Genomic DNA, 19,970 nt, shown 5'->3' with positions numbered 1-19,970 from the left:
GGTTCAGGCAGCGCGACATCAGAACCTGTAGTTGGCCGACAGGTAGGTCTGCGCGCTGCTGGTCAGGCGCAGCGAGCCGAGCTTGTCGCCGGCGTGTTCGGCCAGTTCGGTACTGGCATTGCTGCGCAGGTAACGGTAGCCCAGCTCGACCGAGGCATTGTCGCTGACTTGCTGGAGCACACCACCCTGCAGGCCGACCGCGTAGCCGATGTCGCTGTCGCGGCTGGCACCCGGAGAGTCCTGGGTCAGCTTGGTCAGGCCGGCGCTGGCGCCGCCGAAGAGCTTGGTGCTGTTGCTCAGCGGGTAGAACAGATCGTAACTGCCGAGCAGATTTTCCTGACGCAGTTTCAGGCCATTGTGGGTGCCGGAGACGTTGTCGTAGGTGGCGTAGTAGCGACCATCGTCGTTGATCCGGCCGAGGCGCACGCCCCAGGTGTCGTCCTTGCCGATGATGCCGTCGCTGTTGACGTGGCCGATGCTCCGGTCGAGCAGGCCGGACTTGCGCACCTTGTCGCTGGTCTGGCCGTAGGTGACGCTGGCGAAGGTATCGTCCGCGGCCTGGACGGCCATGCTGGCGCCGAGGAAGGTCATGGCGGCGAGCAGAGTGTTGAGGCTTTTCATGCTGATGTTCTCCACGATGATGCGCGGTTGGGTTGATGGGGCTAGATTAAGAAGCCGGCGCTGAACCGCCGCTGAACCCCGCCTGAACCCAGGCTGAACGCATCGAACGTTGTCGAAAGGAGTACCGACCATGCGCATGCTGATCGCTGCCGCGCTGCTGGGCGCCGCCGGACTGGCCCAGGCCGCCGTGCAAACCCGAGAAATCCCCTACCAGGACGCCGACGGCAAGCGTCTGGTCGGCTACTACGCCTACGACGACGCGGTGAAGGGCCCGGTCCCCGGCGTGGTGGTGGTGCATGAATGGTGGGGCCTGAACGACTACGCCAAGCGCCGCGCCCGCGACCTCGCCGCGCTGGGCTACAGCGCCCTGGCCATCGACATGTATGGCGACGGCAAGACCACCGAGCATCCGGCCGATGCCATGAGCTTCATGCAGACGGCGCTGAAGGATCCGGGCGCGGCGGCCAAGCGTTTCGACGCCGGGGTCGAGCTGCTCAAGCTGCAGCCACAGACCGACAAGGCGCGCATCGCCGCGATCGGCTATTGCTTCGGCGGCAAGGTGGTGCTGGATGCCGCGCGGCGCGGCGAGCCCCTGGCCGGGGTCGCGAGTTTCCACGGGGCGCTGGTGACCAGCACGCCGGCCACGCCCGGCAGCGTGAAAACCAGGGTCCTGGTGGAGCACGGCGCGGCGGACAGCATGGTCACGCCTGAGCAGGTGCTGGACTTCAAGAAGGAAATGGATACGGCGGGGGCGACCTACGAGTTCGTCAGTATCCAGGGCGCCAAGCACGGCTTCACCAACCCGGATGCGGATCGCCTGAGCCATGGCGAGCATGGCGGGCTGGACATCGGCTACAGCAAGGCGGCGGACGAGAGCTCGTGGGCGGATCTGCAGGCGTTCTTCAAGAAGATCTTCTGAACCAGGACCTCACGCGCCCGTAGGAGCTGGCTTGCCTGCGAAGGACCGCAAAGCGGTCCCCGATGACTCCACAATGGGACCGCTGGCGCGGTCCTTCGCAGTGGTTCGGCACTCCGACAAGCCAGCTCCTACGGACCCGACGCGGACGCTTCATTCCATCCTCGCCTCGCGGCACAATACCCGCCATGAACCGACTCCCCACCTGCTGCTCCCCCCTCCAGCACCACTGGCCCCTGCCGCGCCCGGTCCCCGGCGCGGTGCTGGTCAGTTGCGCATTCGATCCGGCCAACCTGGCCAGCGACGACTTCCAGCGCGCCGCCATCGAACAGACACCGGCCCTGCAACGCTCGGTGGCCAAGCGCCAGGCCGAGTACCTCGCCGGCCGGGTCTGCGCCCGCGATGCGCTGCAGCGCCTCGATGGCCGCCACTACAGCCCCGCCACCGGTGACGACCGGGCGCCGATCTGGCCAAGCGACATCGCCGGCTCCATCACCCACGGCAAGGGCTGGGCCGCCGCGGTCGTGGCGCTGAAGCGCGATTGCGCCGGGCTGGGACTGGACCAGGAAAGCCTCCTCGACGAAGAGCGCGCGACCCGTCTGGCCGGAGAAATCCTCACCGCCGACGAACTGCAGCGCCTCGACCCGACGCGCACGGGCCTCACCGTGACCCTGACCTTCTCGCTCAAGGAAAGCCTGTTCAAGGCGCTCTACCCGCTGGTGCGCAAGCGTTTCTATTTCGAACACGCCGAAGTGCTGGAGTGGTCCGACGACGGCTGCGCGCGCCTGCGCCTGCTCACCGACCTGTCGGCGCAGTGGCATCACGGCCGCGAGCTGCACGGCCAGTTCTGCCTGATGGACGATCAGTTGCTGAGCCTGATCGCGGTCTGACCCGCTACTCCCCGCTCGGCGATGGCTGCTCCCGTGGCCAGCTCAGGCTGAAACAGGCGCCGCCCAGGCGCAGGCTCTTGCCGATCAGGGCGCGGCCGTTATGCCAGTAGATGATGCGGCGCACGATGGACAAGCCCAGGCCGTGCCCGCCCGAGGAACGGGTGCGGCTGTCATCCAGCCGGGTGAACGGCGTGAAGATGCGCTCCCAGGCGCTTTCCGGCACCCCGGGACCGTCATCCTCGACATCGATGCGGCAGCGCTGCAAGCCCAATTGATAGCTGAGGCAGACCTGGGATTCGGCATGACGCATGGCGTTGCTCACCAGGTTCTGCAGGGCACGATGCAGGTAACGCGGCTCGGCCTCGACCCAGGCACCCTCGCCGCCGCCCTGGGACACCCCGCGCACTACCTGGACCTCGCGGCGCAGCGGAGCCAGCTCGGCGATCACCTGATCGAGCAGGGCATCCAGGTCGACCCGCTGGAAGTGCAGGGCCGGCGCGCCCTGTTCGAGGCGCGCGTACATGAGCATCTCGTCGACCAGCTTGTCGAGGTCTTGGATATCGTTGTCCATCCCGGCCAGGTGCTTGTCGCGGGCCTGCTCGGTGCTGGCGCTGGCGAGCATTTCCAGGCCGAAGCGCAGACGCGCCACCGGCGTGCGCAACTCGTGGGACACGGCACGGACCAGTTCGCGCTGGATGGTCAGCGAACGCTGCAGGTGCTCGGCCATGCCATTGAAGGCCTCGGCCAGACGCCCCACCGAGTCGGCACCGTCGGCGACCACCCGGGTATCCAGGCTGCCCTGGGCGATCTGGGTCGCCGCCATCTCGACATGCGACAGCCGTCGCTCCAGTTGCCGCACGAGCAGGTAGACCACCAGGCCGATCAGGCTCAGGCCGAGGACGGCAATCAATATCAGCAGTTGGGGCGGATAGGGATTCATCTGGTACAGCGGGCCGATCTCCAGAACCCAGGGCGTGCCGGCGATGCCGGCGAAGACCCGGATGGAGTCGCCGTCCTTGCCCAGGGCCATCACCGTGTCGCCCTCCTCGACCCGGCGGCGCTGGTCGTCATCCATGTCCGCCTCGCTCTGCGCCAGCAGGCGCAGGTCGAAGCCGAAGCCCTTGCTCTGCTTCAGCTCCGCCAGGCGTCGCGCCTGCTCTGCGACCGGGTAGCGCACCAGTTCGTCCACCAGCAGGTAGATCGTGGCCCGGGCCAGTTGCTCGCTGATCTGCTGGACTTCGCCGGTGAGCACCAGGTCACGGCCCTTGAGCTGGCTGACCACCCACGCCTGATGCGGCCCCAGATACTCCACCAGCACCTGACCGCGCTGCAGGCGGGTGCGCTGGCCGCCGTCGAGATGCGCTTCGGCGCTGCTCTGCACGTTCAGCGGAATGCCCAGCAGGCGCTCCCACAGGGCCAGGGCGCGGGTGCGCTCGACGCTGTTCATGCGCGCCAGGTTGTCGGCCATCAGGGTGAAGGTGCCGTGGGCCAGGCGCTCGCGGTACTGCCCGGCGCGGACTTCGTTGAGCAGGTGCAGGCTGAGCACACCCAACACCGCCACCAGCACCAGCACCGCGCACATGCCGCCGTAGATGCGCAGAAAGATCGAATTCATGCCTTGCGACCCAAGGCTTCGGCCGCCTCGCGGACGAACAGGTAGCCCTTGCTGCGGATGGTCTTGATCATCCGCGGATGGATCGGGTCGTCACCGATCTTCGGCCGAATGCGCGAGATGCGTACGTCGATGGAACGGTCCTGGCCGTCATAACCGACGCCGCGCAGGGAGGTGAAGATTTCTTCCCGGGAGAGAATGCGTCCGGCATTGCTGATCAGCAGCCAGAGCAGGTCGAATTCGGCACCGGTAAGCTCGATACCGGTCTCGTCCAGCCAGGCCTCGCGCAGGGTGTTGTCGACCCGCAGCGGACCGAACTGCACGCTGCGTACCTCCTCCGGCGCCGTCGGTGCCTCGCTGCGGCGCAGCAGCGCATTGATCCGCGCCAGCAGCAGACGCGGGCGCACCGGCTTGCACACATAGTCATCGGCGCCCAGGTCGAGGCCCTGGACCTGGTCGAGGTCGTCGCTGCGTGCGGTCAGCATCAGGATCGGCCCGGCATAGCGCTGGCGCACCTTGCGACAGATGCTCAGGCCATCCTCGCCGGGCAGCATCAGGTCGAGGATCACCAGGTCGGGCTGCTCGTTGATGATCCGCGCCGCCGCCAGCGCACCGTTACCTTCCACCTCGACGGCGAAGCCATTGGCCTGGAGGTATTCGCGCGTCAGCTCGGCGAGTCGCTGATCGTCCTCGACGATCAGTACCTGACAATTGTGCTGCTCCATGGCCCTCTCCTGTTTTCTTGTTATCGGCGCCGATGCGGCCCTCACCGAAAGGCAACATCGGCCCCGGATACTACGTGGCACCCTGGCCACTGCCAACCGCCCGCGCGGGCGACGCAAATTGCCTGCCAGCGGGATCGGTCGCAGGTGATTTCTGTGATAGGGTTCGCGCCCGCAAAAATCTCTCCGTTGCCTTTTCCTACATGAAAAAAGGATGACAGGCGGTCTCATCGTGGCAGGACGGGGCCTACAGCGTTTTGTTCTGTTTCACACACAAACTACACACAAGTTATCCACAGATCGCCGCCTTGCAATACCCCGTATACCGCATTATCTTGTATCTCAGTCACAACAAAACACTACATCTTGGGTTTTCACCAAAATCCCAAGCACAAGTCGAGGAAAAAACTCAAGCCCTTCAGCGGCTGTTTTTTTTGCCTGAACTTTAAGTGATTTCAGCAGCCAAACCGCTCCTGCGGAGGCGACCGTTGCAAGCCCTGTGAGGGTCTTGTTGCGGGTATGTGGTGCAGCAGGCCAGTGCCGCGCACCCGACAGCAACAGATTTTGGGTCGTCGACCCAGGACTTTTGACTTCGGCCCAGGGAGCGGCATGCGCATGCCCCTTTTTCCTGATCCGTCCCGAAGTCGGGTACACGCCTGCCACGGCGCGAGCGCCTTTTGCGCCACGCGCGCGGCATGCCTGTCGGGCCTTTGGATGGAACGGTGGGCGCCCACCCGGCGCCTGAACAAACATAGAGAACGTGGAGACACCCATGCAAACCGAGACAACTCGCGAGAACCCGCAGGCCAAGGCGCCGCAGGCCGCCGATTCGAACCAGGATCTGGCAGCGACCGCCCCCGGCCAACTGCGCGTGATCAAGCGTAACGGCACTGTCGTTGCCTACACCGACGACAAGATCACCGTGGCCATCACCAAAGCGTTCCTCGCAGTTGAAGGCGGCACCGCCGCCGCCTCGTCGCGCATCCACGACACCGTCGCGCGCCTGACCGAGCAGGTCACCGCGACCTTCAAGCGCCGCATGCCATCCGGCGGCACCATCCATATCGAAGAGATCCAGGACCAGGTCGAACTGGCCCTGATGCGCGCCGGCGAGCAGAAAGTCGCCCGCGACTACGTGATCTACCGCGACCAGCGCGCCAAGGAGCGTGCCACCCGTGGCAACGCCGACGCCGTGGTGCAACCGCACCCGAGCATCCGCATCACCCTGGCCGACGGCAGCCTGGCGCCGCTGGACATGAACCGCCTGAACACCATCGTCGCCGAAGCCTGCGAAAACCTCGCCGAAGTCGATGGCGCCCTGATCCAGCGCGAAACCCTGAAGAACCTCTACGACGGCGTGGCCATCAAGGACGTCAACACCGCCCTGGTGATGACCGCCCGGACCCTGGTCGAGCGCGAGCCGAACTACTCCTTCGTCACCGCCCGCCTGCTGATGGACACCCTGCGCGCCGAAGCCCTGGGCTTCCTCGGCGTCGCCGAAGCCGCCACCCACCACGAAATGGCCGACCTGTACGCCAAGGCACTGCCGGCCTACATCGCCAAGGGCGTGGAATTCGAACTGCTCGACCCGGCCCTGGCCGGCTTCGACCTGGAGCGCATGGGCAAGGCCATCGATCACGAGCGTGACCAGCAGTTCACCTACCTGGGCCTGCAGACCCTGTACGACCGCTACTTCATCCACAAGGATGGCGTGCGCTTCGAACTGCCGCAGGTGTTCTTCATGCGTGTCGCCATGGGCCTGGCCCTGGCCGAGAAGGACAAGGAAGCCCGTGCGATCGAGTTCTACAACCTGCTGTCGTCCTTCGACTACATGGCCTCGACCCCGACCCTGTTCAACGCCGGTACCCTGCGTCCACAGCTGTCGAGCTGCTACCTGACCACCGTGCCGGACGACCTGTCGGGCATCTACCACGCGATCCACGACAACGCCATGCTGTCGAAATTCGCCGGTGGCCTGGGCAACGACTGGACCCCGGTACGGGCACTGGGCTCCTACATCAAGGGCACCAACGGCAAGTCGCAGGGCGTCGTGCCGTTCCTGAAAGTGGTCAACGACACCGCCGTCGCGGTCAACCAGGGCGGCAAGCGCAAGGGCGCGGTGTGCGCCTACCTGGAAACCTGGCACCTCGACATCGAAGAGTTCATCGAGCTGCGCAAGAACACCGGTGACGATCGTCGTCGTACCCACGACATGAACACCGCCAACTGGATCCCCGACCTGTTCATGAAGCGCGTCTTCGAAGACGGCAAGTGGACCCTGTTCTCGCCATCGGAAGTGCCGGACCTGCACGACCTGACCGGCAAGGCCTTCGAAGAGCGCTACGAGTACTACGAAGCCCTGACCGAGTACAACAAGATCAAGGTGTTCAAGACCATCCAGGCCAAGGACCTGTGGCGCAAGATGCTCTCGATGCTGTTCGAGACCGGCCACCCATGGCTGACCTTCAAGGATCCGTGCAACCTGCGCAGCCCGCAGCAGCACGTGGGCGTGGTACACAGCTCGAACCTGTGCACCGAGATCACCCTGAACACCAACAAGGACGAGATCGCCGTCTGCAACCTGGGCTCGATCAACCTGCCGAACCACATCGTCGACGGCAAGCTGGACCATGCCAAGCTGCAGCGCACCGTGCACACCGCCGTGCGCATGCTCGACAACGTGATCGACATCAACTACTACTCGGTGCCGCAGGCGCGCAACTCGAACCTCAAGCACCGTCCGGTCGGCCTGGGCATCATGGGCTTCCAGGACGCGCTGTACCTGCAGCACATCGCCTACGGTTCCGACGCCGCCGTCGAGTTCGCCGACCGTTCCATGGAAGCGGTGAGCTACTTCGCCATCCAGGCTTCCTGTGACCTGGCCGACGAGCGTGGCGCCTACGAGACCTTCCAGGGCTCGCTGTGGTCCAAAGGCATCCTGCCGCTGGATTCGCAACAGATCCTGATCGAAGCCCGTGGCGCCAAGTACATCGACGTCAACCTGGACGAGACCCTGGACTGGGCTCCGGTGCGCGAGCGCGTACAGAAAGGTATCCGCAACTCGAACATCATGGCCATCGCGCCGACCGCGACCATCGCCAACATCACCGGCGTATCGCAGTCCATCGAGCCGACCTACCAGAACCTGTACGTGAAATCGAACCTGTCCGGCGAATTCACCGTGATCAACCCGTACCTGGTCCGCGACCTGAAGGCCCGCGGCCTGTGGGACTCGGTGATGATCAACGACCTGAAGTACTACGACGGTTCCGTGCAGCAGATCGAGCGTATCCCGCAAGAGCTGAAAGACCTGTACGCCACGGCTTTCGAAGTCGAGACCAAGTGGATCGTCGACGCCGCCAGCCGTCGCCAGAAGTGGATCGACCAGGCGCAGTCGCTGAACCTGTACATCGCCGGCGCTTCGGGCAAGAAGCTCGACGTGACCTACCGCATGGCCTGGTACCGCGGTCTGAAGACCACCTACTACCTCCGTGCCCTGGCCGCGACCAGCACCGAGAAGTCGACCATCACCACCGGCAAGCTCAATGCCGTGTCCAGCGGTGGCGACAGCAGCGCACCGGTCCAGGCCAAGGCCGCACCGGCTGCAGAGCCAGCTCCAGCGCCAGTGCCGAAGGCCTGCGCGATCGACGAGCCGGACTGCGAAGCCTGCCAGTAAGGCGATCCGAGGTCCCCTCCGGGGGGCCTCATTGCATCTCTTACAAGAAAGACCGGGGTATCGACTGCCCCGGCTGCCTTCAGTTTTTGCGTGCCGTGCAGCAACCCGACGCAAGCAACGCAACCAAGATCCACCGGCCATACTGAACATGGCCCTCAAGCAGGAGACCCCACCATGCTGAGCTGGGACGAATTCGACAAAGAAGACGGCGAAGTCGCCGCCAAACCCGCTGCCGCCGGCCAAGCCGCCGCTGCCGGCATCGACAAGCTGGACAGCGCCGGTGGCGCCGCCGCCCTCGAAGCCCGCGCCGTCACCACCGCCGACTCCGCCGCGGTGATCCGCGCCAAGGCTGCCCTGGACGACCTCGACATCGCCGAAGGCCTGGCCGAGCTGGAAGGCTCCGCCGCCCGTGTCGCCGTCGATGAAAAGCGCATGATCAACTGCCGCGCCGACCTCAACCAGCTGGTGCCGTTCAAGTACGACTGGGCCTGGCAGAAGTACCTCGACGGTTGCGCCAACCACTGGATGCCGCAGGAGGTCAACATGACCGCGGACATCGCCCTGTGGAAGAGCCCGGAAGGCCTGACCGACGACGAGCGTCGCATCGTCATGCGCAACCTCGGCTTCTTCTCCACCGCCGACTCCCTGGTCGCCAACAACCTGGCCCTGGCCGTGTACCGTCTGATCACCAACCCGGAGTGCCGCCAGTACATCCTGCGCCAGGCCTTCGAGGAAGCGATCCACACCCACGCCTACCAGTACTGCATCGAATCGCTGGGCATGGATGAAGGCGAGATCTTCAACATGTACCACGAGATCCCGTCGGTCGCGAAGAAAGCCGCCTGGGGCCTGCGCTACACCCGCGCCATCTCCGACCCGGAATTCGACACCGGCACCGTCGAGACCGACAAGGAGCTGCTGCGCAACCTGATCGCCTACTACTGCGTGCTGGAAGGCATCTTCTTCTACTGCGGCTTCACCCAGATCCTGTCCATGGGTCGTCGCAACAAGATGACCGGCGTCGCCGAGCAGTTCCAGTACATCCTGCGTGACGAGTCCATGCACCTGAACTTCGGTATCGACGTGATCAACCAGATCAAGATCGAGAACCCGCACCTGTGGGATGCCGAGATGAAGGAAGAAGCCTCGCAGATGATCCTGCAGGGCACCCAGCTGGAGATCGAATACGCGCGCGACACCATGCCGCGCGGCGTGCTGGGCATGAACGCGGCGATGATGGAGGACTACCTCAAGTTCATCGCCAACCGTCGCCTGTCGCAGATCGGTCTGAAGGAAGAGTATCCAGGGACCACCAACCCGTTCCCGTGGATGAGCGAGATCATGGACTTGAAGAAGGAGAAGAACTTCTTCGAGACGCGCGTGATCGAGTATCAGACTGGCGGGGCGTTGAGCTGGGATTGATCGGCTCTCCAAGCATCATCGAAAAGGGCTGCCTGCGGGCGGCCCTTTTTCATTCGTACTTTCCGACCCTCCTCATTAGCCACAACCGCCCTCTCCACACCCTCTGGCTCGAGTACCAGGCCTGGTTCTGCTCGCGCGAACCAAGCCAGCTTTCGCGAGCAAGTTCGCGCCCAAAACGGGCCGAGCATGCACTTACTCTGTGAGCGAGCTTGCTCGCGAAGGACCGCGTCAGCGGTCCCAAAACCATCCTGCACGAGTCTCAGAATTTGATTTCCCTAGCGGCCTGTCAGCTCAGGAACAACTCACTTCCTCGCATCGATAAACGGCATCGTGCCCCCCGGCAGCACGGTGGTCGGCAGCTTGCCGTCCCAGCGTTCGGCCTTGGTCAGTTCGACGAGGTTCTGGTTGCTGGCCAGCGCTTTGGCCCGGACTTCGATAGCCGCCGCTTCGGCGTTGCCGCGCAGTTCGATCGCCTGGGCTTCGGCCTTGGCTTTTGCCAGCGCTGCGTCGGCCTGGGCCTGGGCTTGAGTGACACTGATCTGGGCCTGGATCTTCTCGGTTTCCAGTTGCTGCTCGCGGGTCTTCACCGCGACCTCGGCCTTCATGCGCTCTTCGATGGATTTTTCGTAGGCATCGCTGAAGTCGATGTTCTCCACCTGCACGCTGTCGATCACCACCGGACCTGAAACATTCGACTTGATCGCCTGCGACATCGCCGCGACCAGCTCACCGCGCTTCTGCACGGCATTGACCGCGGTGTACTGGCCAAACACGTTCTCTACCTGGGTGGGTACCTGGCGGGAGATGGCGCGGGCCAGCAGGCCATCGAGATCGCCATAGCCCTTGTAGACATCGGCAACCTCGCCGGGCGTGACATGCCAGGACACGGACACCACCAGTTGCGCGGCCTGCTGGTCCCGGCTGTAGGCCTGGAGACCTTCCCACTTGGACGCCTGGTTCTGGATGGAAATCTCCTTGACCGTGTCGATGAACGGGAATTTCCAGTGCAACCCCGGCTCCGCCACTTCGATGAAAGCGCCATTGCGCAAGACCACGCCGCGCTCCTTCTCGTCCACGGTGTAGAAGCTGCCGAGGATTGCGGTCAGCACAGCCAGGCCCAGTACCACGGAGGAGCCGGTTGCCATCCAGCGGCGATTCGGGTTTTGCATCTTCATTTCCTTTTGAAGGTGCACTGCGGCAAGCAGTGCTTGAGTTGATCATGTCTACGATCATTGCCGTGCACAGGGTGCCCGATTTTACTGAAGTGATCGCTGCAAGATCGCATGAGGATAGAAACTTCGATTTTGCAGGTTTTGGGGCCGCTTTGCGGCCCTTCGCAGGCAAGCCAGCGCCTACCAGGAGAATCGCCTCAGACACAAAACTCCGTAGGAGCGAGGCTTGCCCGCGAAGGACCGCAAGGCGGTCCCTGATCGTCTATTTCAATCGCTCGGTCGCGTTGAGGTACACCTGATCACGATCCCGCCGATTCACCGAGACGACAAAAACAACAATGTCCTGATCGATTACCTGGTACACCAGTCGATACCCACTGCTGCGCAACTTGATCTTGTAGCAGTCCGGCAACGAGTGCAGCCGGTTCGCTTCCACGCGAGGCTGTAGTAGAACTTCAACCAGCTTTTTCTTGAATTGCTGCCGAACCGTATCGCCCAGCTTGTGCCATTCCTTCAGTGCACGGGCATCGAATTCAAGCCTATAAGTCATCCAGCTCAACCTTCACCCTCTGTGGGGCGGCGAGTCGTTCCCTGACAATCGCTACAAGCTCTTCATCTTCTTCAGTCATGAGCACCGGCCGGAAAGGCAGCCGTCCCTGCTCGGCAACGTAATGCAATGCCTGGCGCATGAACTCCGAGGGAGTCACGCCCAACCGTTCAAGCTCGTGATAGGCGCGGGCCTTGAGCTCGTCGTCGACGCGAATGTTGATGGACGCCATGTTCGGACCCCTTGTAATGACAAACGTCATTACAATGCCTACGCCGCCAATCAAGCGCAACCCTCATTCGTCTGACCACTCTTCAGCGATCAATCCGATTTCAACGCTTCACACAGGCAAACAACCCATTCCCCGAAACCCCATCCCAGGGCACCAGCTTCTCGTAGTCATGCTCCAGCACGGTGACTTCGAAGTACGGCTCCAGCAGCGTCTGCAGTTCATCGAAACTCACCGCCACCATCGGGTGCCGATCATCCCAGACCTGGGTTAGCTCTCCCAGCGTCCGCTCGATCCGCAGGCACAGCGCCTGCCGCTCACCCTCCCCCGGATAATTCCAGGCCGAGCGGAAAACGAAGCGGGCGCCATCGAGTTCGGCGCTGTGGGACACGAACGAATCATTGTCGATGCGCCGCTTGTCCACCGCGTTGAAACAGAACAGCCCACCCTCCTCCAGCGCTTCATGCACACTGGCGATGCAGGCCTGGAGCCGTTCGAGGCTGCCGCTGTAGTGCACCGAATAGAGGAAACAGGTGATCAGGTCGACCGGCGCGTCCAGGCTGAAGCCGCACATGTCACCCAACGAGAATCGAGCCTCGGGACAGCGCAGGGCTGCCTTGTCCAGCATCGGCTGGTTGATGTCCAGTCCGGAGCTGTGGAATCCGGCATCGATGAAGTGGCGGACATGCGGCCCGGTACCGCAGGCGAGGTCGAGGTGGCGCTTGCCGCCATTGCCGAACAGTTGCTGGACCCGCTGCACGCAGTGGCTCTGCGCCTGGTAGTCGATGTTCGCGCACATCAGGTCGTAGTAGCCCGACAGATCGGTATAGAGCGCATTGCCGGACATGGAATGAACCTGGGAGGGTGAATGGAAGGCGCGGCATTGTATCTGGAAGCAACGACGAAAAAAGGCCCGGTGAAGCAGAACTTCACCGGGCCTTGCGTACGCGGGGAAACGCGCGGTTATTGCAGGTCGAAACGGTCCAGGTTCATCACCTTGGTCCAGGCCGCGACGAAGTCACGGGCGAACTTCTCCTTGGCGTCTTCGCTGGCGTAGACCTCGGCATAGGCCCGCAGGATCGAGTTGGAACCGAACACCAGGTCGTTGCGAGTGGCGGTGTATTTCACCTCGCCGGTCTTGCGGTCACGACCTTCGAAGACTTCGCTGCCGCCCTGCGCCGCTTTCCACACGGTGTTCATGTCCAGCAGGTTGACGAAGAAGTCGTTGCTCAGCTCGCCGACGCGGTCGGTGAACACACCGTGCTTGCTGCCGTCGTAGTTGGCACCCAGGACCCGCAGGCCGCCGACCAGCGCGGTCAGTTCCGGCGCAGTCAGGGTCAGCAGTTGCGCCCGGTCGATCAGCAGCGACTCGGTGCTGGCGGCGCTGTCCACTCCGCGGTAGTTGCGCAAGCCGTCGGCCAGCGGTTCGAGGTGATCGAACGACTCGACTTCGGTCTGATCCTGACGCGCATCGACGCGCCCCGGAGCGAACGGTACATGCACGCTCACACCCGCCGCCTTGGCCGCCTGCTCGATCCCGACCACACCGGCCAGGACGATCACGTCAGCCAGCGAGGCCTTGCCGGACGCCTGCTGCACCGCCTTCAGGCGATCCAGGGTGCCGACCGCGATGGCGTTGACCGCCCAGTCCTTCTGCGGCGCCAGGGCCAGGCGTGCACCGTTGGCACCGCCGCGCTTGTCGCCACCGCGGAAGGTCGAGGCCGAAGCCCAGGCCACCGAGACCAGTTCGCCCACCGACAGACCGGCTTCGGCGATGCGCGACTTGAGGTCGGCGATATCGCTGGCGCTCGGGTTGTGGATCGCCTGCGGCAGCGGGTCTTGCCAGATCAGTTCTTCCTTCGGCACTTCCGGGCCGAGGTAGCGGGCGACCGGGCCCATGTCGCGGTGGGTCAGCTTGAACCAGGCACGGGCGAAGGCATTGCTGAACGCCTGCGGGTCGTTGAGGAAGCGCCGCGAGATCGCCTCGAAACCAGGATCGAAACGCAGGGTGAGGTCGGTCACCAGCATGGTCGGCCGGCGTTTCTTCGACGGGTCGAACGGGTCGGGCATGATCTCCGGGGCATCCAGCGCTTCGAACTGGATCGCGCCCGCCGGACTGCGGGTCTGGGTCCATTCGAACTTGAACAGGTTCTCGAAGAAGTTGTTGCTCCACTGGGTCGGGGTCTGCGACCAGATCACTTCCAGGCCGGAGGTGATGGCGTGGGCACCGACGCCGCTTTCATAGCTGCTGGTCCAACCCAGGCCCTGGGACTCGATGCCGCCGGCTTCCGGGTCGACACCGACATGGCTGGCCGCGGAAGCGCCGTGAGTCTTGCCGAGGGTGTGACCGCCGGCGATCAGGGCGACGATTTCCTCGTCATCCATGGCCATGTTGCCGAAGGTGGCGCGAATCGCCGCCGCCGCCGAGGCCGGATCGCCGCTGGCGTTCGGGCCTTCCGGGTTGACGTAGATCAGGCCCATTTCGGTGGCCGACAGCGGGTTCTTCGCCAGGGTTTCCGGGTCGCGATGGGTCAGCCAGGCTTTCTCGTCCCCCCAGTTGACGTCGTAGTCTGGTTCCCACACGTCTTCACGACCGGCGCCAAAACCGAAGGTGCGGAAGCCCGAGGCTTCCAGGGCGACGTTGCCGGCGAGGATCATCAGGTCGGCCCAGGAGATCTTCTGTCCGTATTTCTGCTTGATCGGCCACAGCAGGCGCCGCGCCTTGTCCAGGCTGACGTTGTCCGGCCAGGAGTTCAGCGGAGCGAAGCGTTGCTGGCCGCGACCGGCGCCACCACGGCCGTCCACGGTGCGGTAGGTACCGGCGCTGTGCCAGGCCATGCGGATGAACAGGCCGCCGTAGCTGCCCCAGTCCGCCGGCCACCAGTCCTGGGAATCGGTCAGGAGTTTCTTCAGATCGGCCTTGAGCGCGGAGTAGTCGAGCTTCTTGAACTCTTCGCGGTAGTTGAAGTTTTCCCCGAGCGGATTGGAACGATCCGAGTGCTGGTTGAGCAGGTCCACACGCAGGGTATTGGGCCACCAGTCACGATTGCTGGTGCCGCTACCGGCGGTGTTGTGGAACGGGCACTTACCTTGGTTCGACATGCTGCTTTCTCCTTTTTCCTCAGCAGACCGGCCCCGATGACTGCGGCCGACGATGGGTCAAGACTAAATCGACACCCTCAATGGAACAAATTTATGAATATTATCGGATTGATAGACAAATTCTTCTTTGCCGTGGCGCAATGAAGTGGGTCGCGATCCTCGAGTTCCATTTCGCCCGTCGAGGCTACGACGGACGGCGGGCGTTGCGCGGAGAAAGTAAAGCAGAGGGCATGACCGCGCGATTGCAGGGCGCGCAAATAAACGTTGGGGCTGCCTGGCAGCCCCAATCGATTTTACGGGGTGGCGCTGGAGGGCGGGCGGTCAGAAGTCCACGGTAGCCGACACCTTGAACGTCCGTGGCTCTCCCTGGGTCAGGTAGTTGTTCGCCGTCGATGCCGACGCCCAGTACGCCTTGTTCGCCACGTTCTCGACGTTGGCGCGCAGGGTGACGTACTTGTCGTCCGCCTTGAAGCCATAGCGTGCACCAAGGTCGACGCGGGTCCAGGCCGGGATGTTCAGGCTGTTGGCGGCATTCAGGTATTCGCCACCGGTGCGCAGCATGCGCGCGCTGAGCGCCGCGCCTTCGATACCCGGCACGTCCCACTCGCCGCCCAGGTTGAACTGGAAGCGCGGCACGCCGGCGGCGCGGTTGCCATCGGTCGCACCGTTGGCGGTGTTCTTCTGTTCGGTGTCCATCCAGGTCGCACCGGCCAGCACGCGCAGGCCATCGAGCGGCTCGCCGAAGACATTCAGCTCGACACCCTTGTTGATCTGTTCGCCGTCGACGTTGAAGGTGCCGAGGGCCACACCCGGGGTGTAGCTGGTGGAGTTGTTCGGCTGCTCGATGCGGTATACCCCAAGGGTCGCGCCGAAGCTGTCGTAGTCCAGCTTGACCCCGGCCTCGGTCTGCTTGCTGCGCTTGGGCGCAAAGACTTCGCCCGGGTTGCTCACCCCGGTCAGCGGCGCGGTCGGGCCCTGGGCCAGGCCTTCGATACGGTTGGCGTAGAACGACACGTGCTCCCACGGCTTGATCACCAGGCCATAGACCGGCGTGGTGATGGACTCCTCGTAGTTGCTGGTGCGCGCGCCGCTGGTGGTGTTCCAGGCATCCACTTCGATGGTCTGGCGGCGCACGCCGAGGGTCAGCAGGACACGGTCGTCGATGAAGCCGAGGGTGTCGGACAGCGCGACGCTCTTGATGCGGTTCTTGCCGACGATGCGCGGGTCGTGGATATCGCTGCCGAAATAGGTATTGGTCGGACGCGGTACCTGGATCGGATCGTACAGATTGCCCACTGGGCGGTTGGCCGCCAGGATCGCCTCGAACGCCGAACGCTGTTCTCCCCACATGCCGGAAAGGCCGACGTTCATCTGGTGGCTCACCGGACCGGTCATGAAGTGGCCATTCAGGCCGGCGACGGCGCTCTTGTTGTCTTCGTCATGGGGTGGATAGAGAAACCCCGTACGACCGCTGCCGTCGTTGCCGACGTAGAGCGAGGAATACACGCCATTCTCACGGGTGTGCTTGGCCCCCGCACCGGCGTACAGGGTCCAGTTGTCGTTCAGGTCGTACTCGCCGTTGACCATGCCATAGGTGTCCTCCAGCTCCGACCAGCTCCAGTCCTGGGCATAGTTGTCCTTGGCTGACGGGGCATGGGGCACCTTGCTGCCGTTGGGGTAGACCACCGAGCGGCCGTTGTCGATGCGCTGTTTCTGGTAACCGAGGTCGGTGGACAGGCGCAGACGCTCGCCACGGTAGTCGAGACCGACAGCGATCAGCGTGGTGCGCTTGCTCTCGTCGTCGATCGCAGTATCGCCACCGCGCTGCGCCAGGTTGATGCGCGCGCCGAAACGGTTGTCCTCGCCGAAGCGCTGGCCGAGATCGAGATGCCCGCCGACCTGGGTGTCGCTGGTGTAATCCAGGGTGACGCTGCGGGTCGGGGTGTCCTCGGCGCGCTTGGGCACCAGGTTGACACTGCCACCAATCCCGCTGCCCTGGGGCGCGACACCGTTGAGGAAGGCATTGGGCCCCTTGAACAGCTCGACCCGCTCCACCGCTTCGGTGTTGACGATCTGCCGCGGCAGCACGCCGTACAGGCCGTTGAAGGCGATGTCGTCGCTCTGCAGCGGCAGGCCGCGGATGGTGAAGACCTGGGAGAAGTTGCCGAAGCCGGCGGACTGACGCACGGCGGCGTCGTTCAGCAGGACATCGCCGATGGTGCGGGCCTGCTGGTCGGCGATGGCCTTCGCGGTGTAGCTGACCACACTGAACGGCACGTCGTTGATCGAGCGGTTGCCCAGCACGCCAAGGCGCGCGCTGCGGGCCACCTGACCGCCGCCGTAAGTGTCGTCGAAGGCACTGCTGGAGCTGGCGTTGACGCTGGTTGCACCGAGTTCGAGAGCTTCACCGCTGGACATCGGGACCAGGGTGTAACCATTACCGCCGGCACTCTGCAGGGTATGACCACTGCCCTGGAGCAGCACGGCGAAGCCGCCCTCGGCCGTGTAGCTGCCGTGCAGGCCCGCGCTGTGCCGGTCGTTGAGCAGCTTCGCATCGAACGACAGCGGCACCCCGGCCATGGCGGCGAACCGGGCCAGCACATCGCCCAGCGGCCCCGGGGCGATGTCATAGCTATGGGCAACGCTGTCCTGCAGCGCATCGGCAGCCATGACGGCGTGTGCCGGCATCAGTGCCGCAAGGGCGACGGCCAGGCTCAGCGCCTGCAGGGCAAGGCGCGGAGGGCTGATTCGGGAAACGGACGGTAACGGCCTGGACGTCATTCATGGCTCCTGTCGGTGCATGGAAAAGTGAGGATTCACTTCCTCACCGAAGGAGATGGAAAAAGGTATCAAGGCCATCGCGAATTTCTGCGTGATTCAACGCGGCTCGATGGCGACCCAGTAGCGGGTCAGGCTGCTGACACGAATCGGCAGGGTGTCCTGCAGCAGACGCAGGCTGGCATCGGTGTCGCGCAGCGGGAAGGCGCCGGATACGGTGAGGCCGGCGACCTCGTCATGGCAGCGCAGGACACCGGGCCGATAGCGGCCGAGTTCGCTCAGCAGGTCGGCCAGACGCATGTTGCGCGCAACCATCATGCCCTGCTCCCAGCTCAGCTCGGCGGCATCCAGCGGTTGCACCGGCGCGGTGCTCTGGCGAGCGAAGGCGCCCTGCTCGCCGGCCTTGAGGATCAGGCCGCGCCCACCCTGCATCGGCAGCATCTCCACCGCACCTTCGGTGACGGCGACCTGGCTGCGTTGTTCGCCGACCCGGACGCTGAAACGGGTCCCCAGCGCGCGGGCAGTGCCATGGCGGGTCTCGACGATGAATGAACGGGCAGCGTCCTTGGCGGTGCTGATCAGGACTTCGCCTTCGAGCAGTCGGATCCGCCGTTCCCGGGCATTGAACGCGATGTTCAGCGCAGTGCCGGTGTTGAGCAGCACGTGCGTGCCGTCGGGCAAGGTCAGGTTCTTCTGTTCGCCGATGGCGGTGCGCTGGTCGGCGCTCCATTGCTGCCAGGGCAGCTCGCGGTAGGCCGTCCATATCGCCGGACCAGCCAGCAGGAACAGGCCCAGGCGCTGCAGTGCCTGACGCCGACCGACGCGGGTATCGCGACGCAGGCGCTGGAAGGTGTCGCTGGCCAGCGAACCGGGAACGGCGCGCAAGTCGCCGAGCAAGGCTTCGGCACGCTGCCAGGCCAGCGCATGCTGTGGGCTGCGCTGGCGCCAGAGCTGGATGGCGCGGTGATCCGCTTCGGTCGCACCGCCGGACTGCAACTGCACCAGCCAGTCTGCGGCCTCGCCAAGGATCAGCGGGTCGATCTGCGGTGTCATCAGGCCACGCTCAGGCAAGCGAGGAAGGCATCGCGCATGTCGCGTTTGACGGTGATCAGCGATACGTTCAGTTGCTCGGCGATCTGTGCGTAGGTCAGGCCGTCGATCTGCGACAGCAGGAAAGTCTGGCGCACCCGGCTGGGCATTTCCCGGAGCATGGCGTCGATGCGCTGCAGCGCCTCGAGAATCAGCCAACGGGTTTCCGGCGAAGGAACTTCCGCTTCGGGCAGGTGGGCGATGCTTTCCAGGTAGGCACGCTCGACATCCTGACGCCGCCAGCGATCGACCACCAGGCCCTTGGCGATGTGGGTCAACAGCGCGCGGGGCTCGCTGCCGAAACTGCGTGCGGGCTTGGTCAGCAGGCGGATGAAGGTATCGTGGGCCAGGTCCGCGGCATCGCTGGCATTGCCCAGCTTGCGGCTGAGCCAGCCATGCAGCCAGCTGTGGTGTTCACAGTAGAGACTTTCGATTTGCAGATTGGGCGCGCGATCGATCGAGGACATGAAGACCACTGAATACACCCACCAACGACGGCAGGAATGTAATTAAGAATTGATCTCATTCTATAGAGGAGCTGTTGCTTCTGGCAATTGCAACAAGATGAGTGCGGACCGACGGAACGGGGCATCTTGCCGGCCACCTATGCGAAAATGCGCGGCTTTTTGTTCATATGTGTGGAGATGTACTGTTTTGGTAATGCATTACTCAACGAACGGTGAGACCGTCGCCTGCGGTCGCACCGGCAACAACCTGAGCAGCAGCGCGGTGGAGGCCGAAGTGGATTGCAAATCGTGCCAACGCTCGCTGACCAAGGTGGAGGCTGCGCCGGCGAAAAAAGCGCCGTCCCTGGCTGAGCTGCGCAAGCAGCGTCAGGCAAGCCTGGAACAGGCCAAAGCGGCGGAATTCTGCTTCAAGGCCAGTTGGCGTGCACGTCTGCTCGCCCTTCCCGACCGTTGCCGCCTGCCACGAGGCATGGCACCGCAAGCGTTCGTGTAAGCAATATCGCGGGGCGTGGCCCCGCGACATCCTTCGTTTTTCCGCGCCGGAAAAGACAAAACCCCTACCTGCATCAGCAGATAGGGGTTTCGGAATTGAATCTTGACGATGACCTACTCTCACATGGAGAAGCTCCACACTACCATCGGCGATGCGTCGTTTCACTACTGAGTTCGGGATGGGATCAGGTGGCATCGTCGGCTCCAGGCTCGCGAATGTCGTGATTATGCGTGG

General features: G+C 63.9%; 17 protein-coding genes and 1 rRNA gene. 5 read left to right on the top strand and 13 right to left on the bottom strand.

Going from position 1 to position 19,970, the window contains the following annotated elements; all coding sequences use genetic code 11:
• Positions 1 to 18: 18 nt before the first annotated feature.
• Positions 19 to 621, bottom strand: coding sequence for a hypothetical protein (locus RTI28_RS08825; protein WP_316920101.1), 603 nt, complete (start codon positions 619 to 621; stop codon positions 19 to 21).
• Positions 622 to 751: 130 nt separating this feature from the next.
• On the opposite strand from RTI28_RS08825, the gene RTI28_RS08820 reads away from it, so the two are divergent.
• Both RTI28_RS08820 and RTI28_RS08815 read left to right on the top strand, forming a co-directional pair.
• Positions 752 to 1,540 carry a dienelactone hydrolase family protein gene (locus RTI28_RS08820; protein ID WP_316920100.1) on the top strand — a complete coding sequence of 263 codons (789 nt, stop codon included), beginning with the start codon at positions 752 to 754 and terminating at the stop codon, positions 1,538 to 1,540.
• Positions 1,541 to 1,725: 185 nt separating this feature from the next.
• The gene (locus RTI28_RS08815) at positions 1,726 to 2,427 is read left to right on the top strand and encodes a 4'-phosphopantetheinyl transferase (RefSeq protein ID WP_316920099.1); all 702 of its coding nucleotides are present in this window, start codon (positions 1,726 to 1,728) and stop codon (positions 2,425 to 2,427) included.
• 4 nt (positions 2,428 to 2,431) lie between these two features.
• On the opposite strand, the gene RTI28_RS08810 is transcribed toward RTI28_RS08815, so the two are convergent.
• From RTI28_RS08810 to RTI28_RS08800, 3 genes are all read right to left on the bottom strand, one after another.
• Complete coding sequence (locus RTI28_RS08810; protein ID WP_316920098.1) at positions 2,432 to 4,042, bottom strand: ATP-binding protein; 1,611 nt, start codon at positions 4,040 to 4,042, stop codon at positions 2,432 to 2,434.
• A complete protein-coding gene (locus RTI28_RS08805; protein WP_316920097.1) occupies positions 4,039 to 4,764 on the bottom strand; it encodes a response regulator transcription factor in 726 nt (241 codons plus the stop codon). Before RTI28_RS08805 ends, RTI28_RS08810 begins: the two co-directional genes overlap by 4 nt.
• Positions 4,765 to 5,103: 339 nt before the next feature.
• Positions 5,104 to 5,424: a hypothetical protein gene (locus tag RTI28_RS08800; RefSeq protein WP_316920096.1), complete on the bottom strand. Its 321-nt coding sequence runs from the start codon at positions 5,422 to 5,424 to the stop codon at positions 5,104 to 5,106.
• Between the two features lie 109 nt (positions 5,425 to 5,533).
• On the opposite strand from RTI28_RS08800, the gene RTI28_RS08795 reads away from it, so the two are divergent.
• Entirely contained in the window at positions 5,534 to 8,437 is a 2,904-nt protein-coding gene (locus tag RTI28_RS08795) for a ribonucleoside-diphosphate reductase subunit alpha (protein ID WP_316920095.1), read from the top strand.
• 174 nt (positions 8,438 to 8,611) lie between these two features.
• Entirely contained in the window at positions 8,612 to 9,859 is a 1,248-nt protein-coding gene (locus tag RTI28_RS08790) for a ribonucleotide-diphosphate reductase subunit beta (RefSeq protein ID WP_042127754.1), read from the top strand.
• Positions 9,860 to 10,161: 302 nt separating this feature from the next.
• On the opposite strand, the gene RTI28_RS08785 is transcribed toward RTI28_RS08790, so the two are convergent.
• The 8 genes from RTI28_RS08785 to RTI28_RS08750 form a co-directional block, all read right to left on the bottom strand.
• Positions 10,162 to 11,028, bottom strand: coding sequence for a prohibitin family protein (locus RTI28_RS08785; protein ID WP_401257626.1), 867 nt, complete (start codon positions 11,026 to 11,028; stop codon positions 10,162 to 10,164).
• A 265-nt stretch (positions 11,029 to 11,293) separates the two neighbouring features.
• A complete protein-coding gene (locus RTI28_RS08780; protein WP_316920094.1) occupies positions 11,294 to 11,581 on the bottom strand; it encodes a type II toxin-antitoxin system RelE/ParE family toxin in 288 nt (95 codons plus the stop codon).
• Positions 11,571 to 11,810: a type II toxin-antitoxin system RelB/DinJ family antitoxin gene (locus RTI28_RS08775; RefSeq protein ID WP_316920093.1), complete on the bottom strand. Its 240-nt coding sequence runs from the start codon at positions 11,808 to 11,810 to the stop codon at positions 11,571 to 11,573. The genes RTI28_RS08780 and RTI28_RS08775 overlap by 11 nt, the downstream gene beginning before the upstream one ends.
• Positions 11,811 to 11,910: 100 nt before the next feature.
• Complete coding sequence (locus RTI28_RS08770; protein WP_316920092.1) at positions 11,911 to 12,654, bottom strand: class I SAM-dependent methyltransferase; 744 nt, start codon at positions 12,652 to 12,654, stop codon at positions 11,911 to 11,913.
• A 116-nt stretch (positions 12,655 to 12,770) separates the two neighbouring features.
• Positions 12,771 to 14,909, bottom strand: coding sequence for a catalase/peroxidase HPI (gene katG / locus RTI28_RS08765; RefSeq protein WP_316920091.1), 2,139 nt, complete (start codon positions 14,907 to 14,909; stop codon positions 12,771 to 12,773).
• A gap of 321 nt (positions 14,910 to 15,230) precedes the next feature.
• Positions 15,231 to 17,690 (bottom strand): TonB-dependent receptor, encoded by a 2,460-nt coding sequence (locus RTI28_RS08760; protein ID WP_316920090.1) that lies wholly within the window; start codon positions 17,688 to 17,690, stop codon positions 15,231 to 15,233.
• A 96-nt stretch (positions 17,691 to 17,786) separates the two neighbouring features.
• Positions 17,787 to 18,740: a FecR family protein gene (locus tag RTI28_RS08755; protein ID WP_316920089.1), complete on the bottom strand. Its 954-nt coding sequence runs from the start codon at positions 18,738 to 18,740 to the stop codon at positions 17,787 to 17,789.
• The gene (locus RTI28_RS08750) at positions 18,740 to 19,243 is read right to left on the bottom strand and encodes a sigma-70 family RNA polymerase sigma factor (protein WP_316920088.1); all 504 of its coding nucleotides are present in this window, start codon (positions 19,241 to 19,243) and stop codon (positions 18,740 to 18,742) included. Before RTI28_RS08750 ends, RTI28_RS08755 begins: the two co-directional genes overlap by 1 nt.
• 187 nt (positions 19,244 to 19,430) lie before the next feature.
• Here RTI28_RS08750 and RTI28_RS08745 point away from each other — a divergent pair, with 187 nt between their 5' ends.
• Positions 19,431 to 19,736, top strand: a complete 306-nt coding sequence (locus RTI28_RS08745; RefSeq protein ID WP_316920087.1) for a hypothetical protein — start codon at positions 19,431 to 19,433, stop codon at positions 19,734 to 19,736.
• A gap of 100 nt (positions 19,737 to 19,836) precedes the next feature.
• Here the strand turns inward: RTI28_RS08745 and rrf are convergent.
• Positions 19,837 to 19,953 (bottom strand): 5S ribosomal RNA (gene rrf, locus RTI28_RS08740).
• Positions 19,954 to 19,970: the final 17 nt, after the last annotated feature.

The organism is Pseudomonas sp. zfem002, from assembly GCF_032621685.1.
Classification (GTDB): domain Bacteria; phylum Pseudomonadota; class Gammaproteobacteria; order Pseudomonadales; family Pseudomonadaceae; genus Aquipseudomonas; species Aquipseudomonas japonica.
The sequence above is the reverse complement of the archived record's forward strand: the minus strand, read 5'-3'. Positions and strand labels throughout refer to the sequence as shown.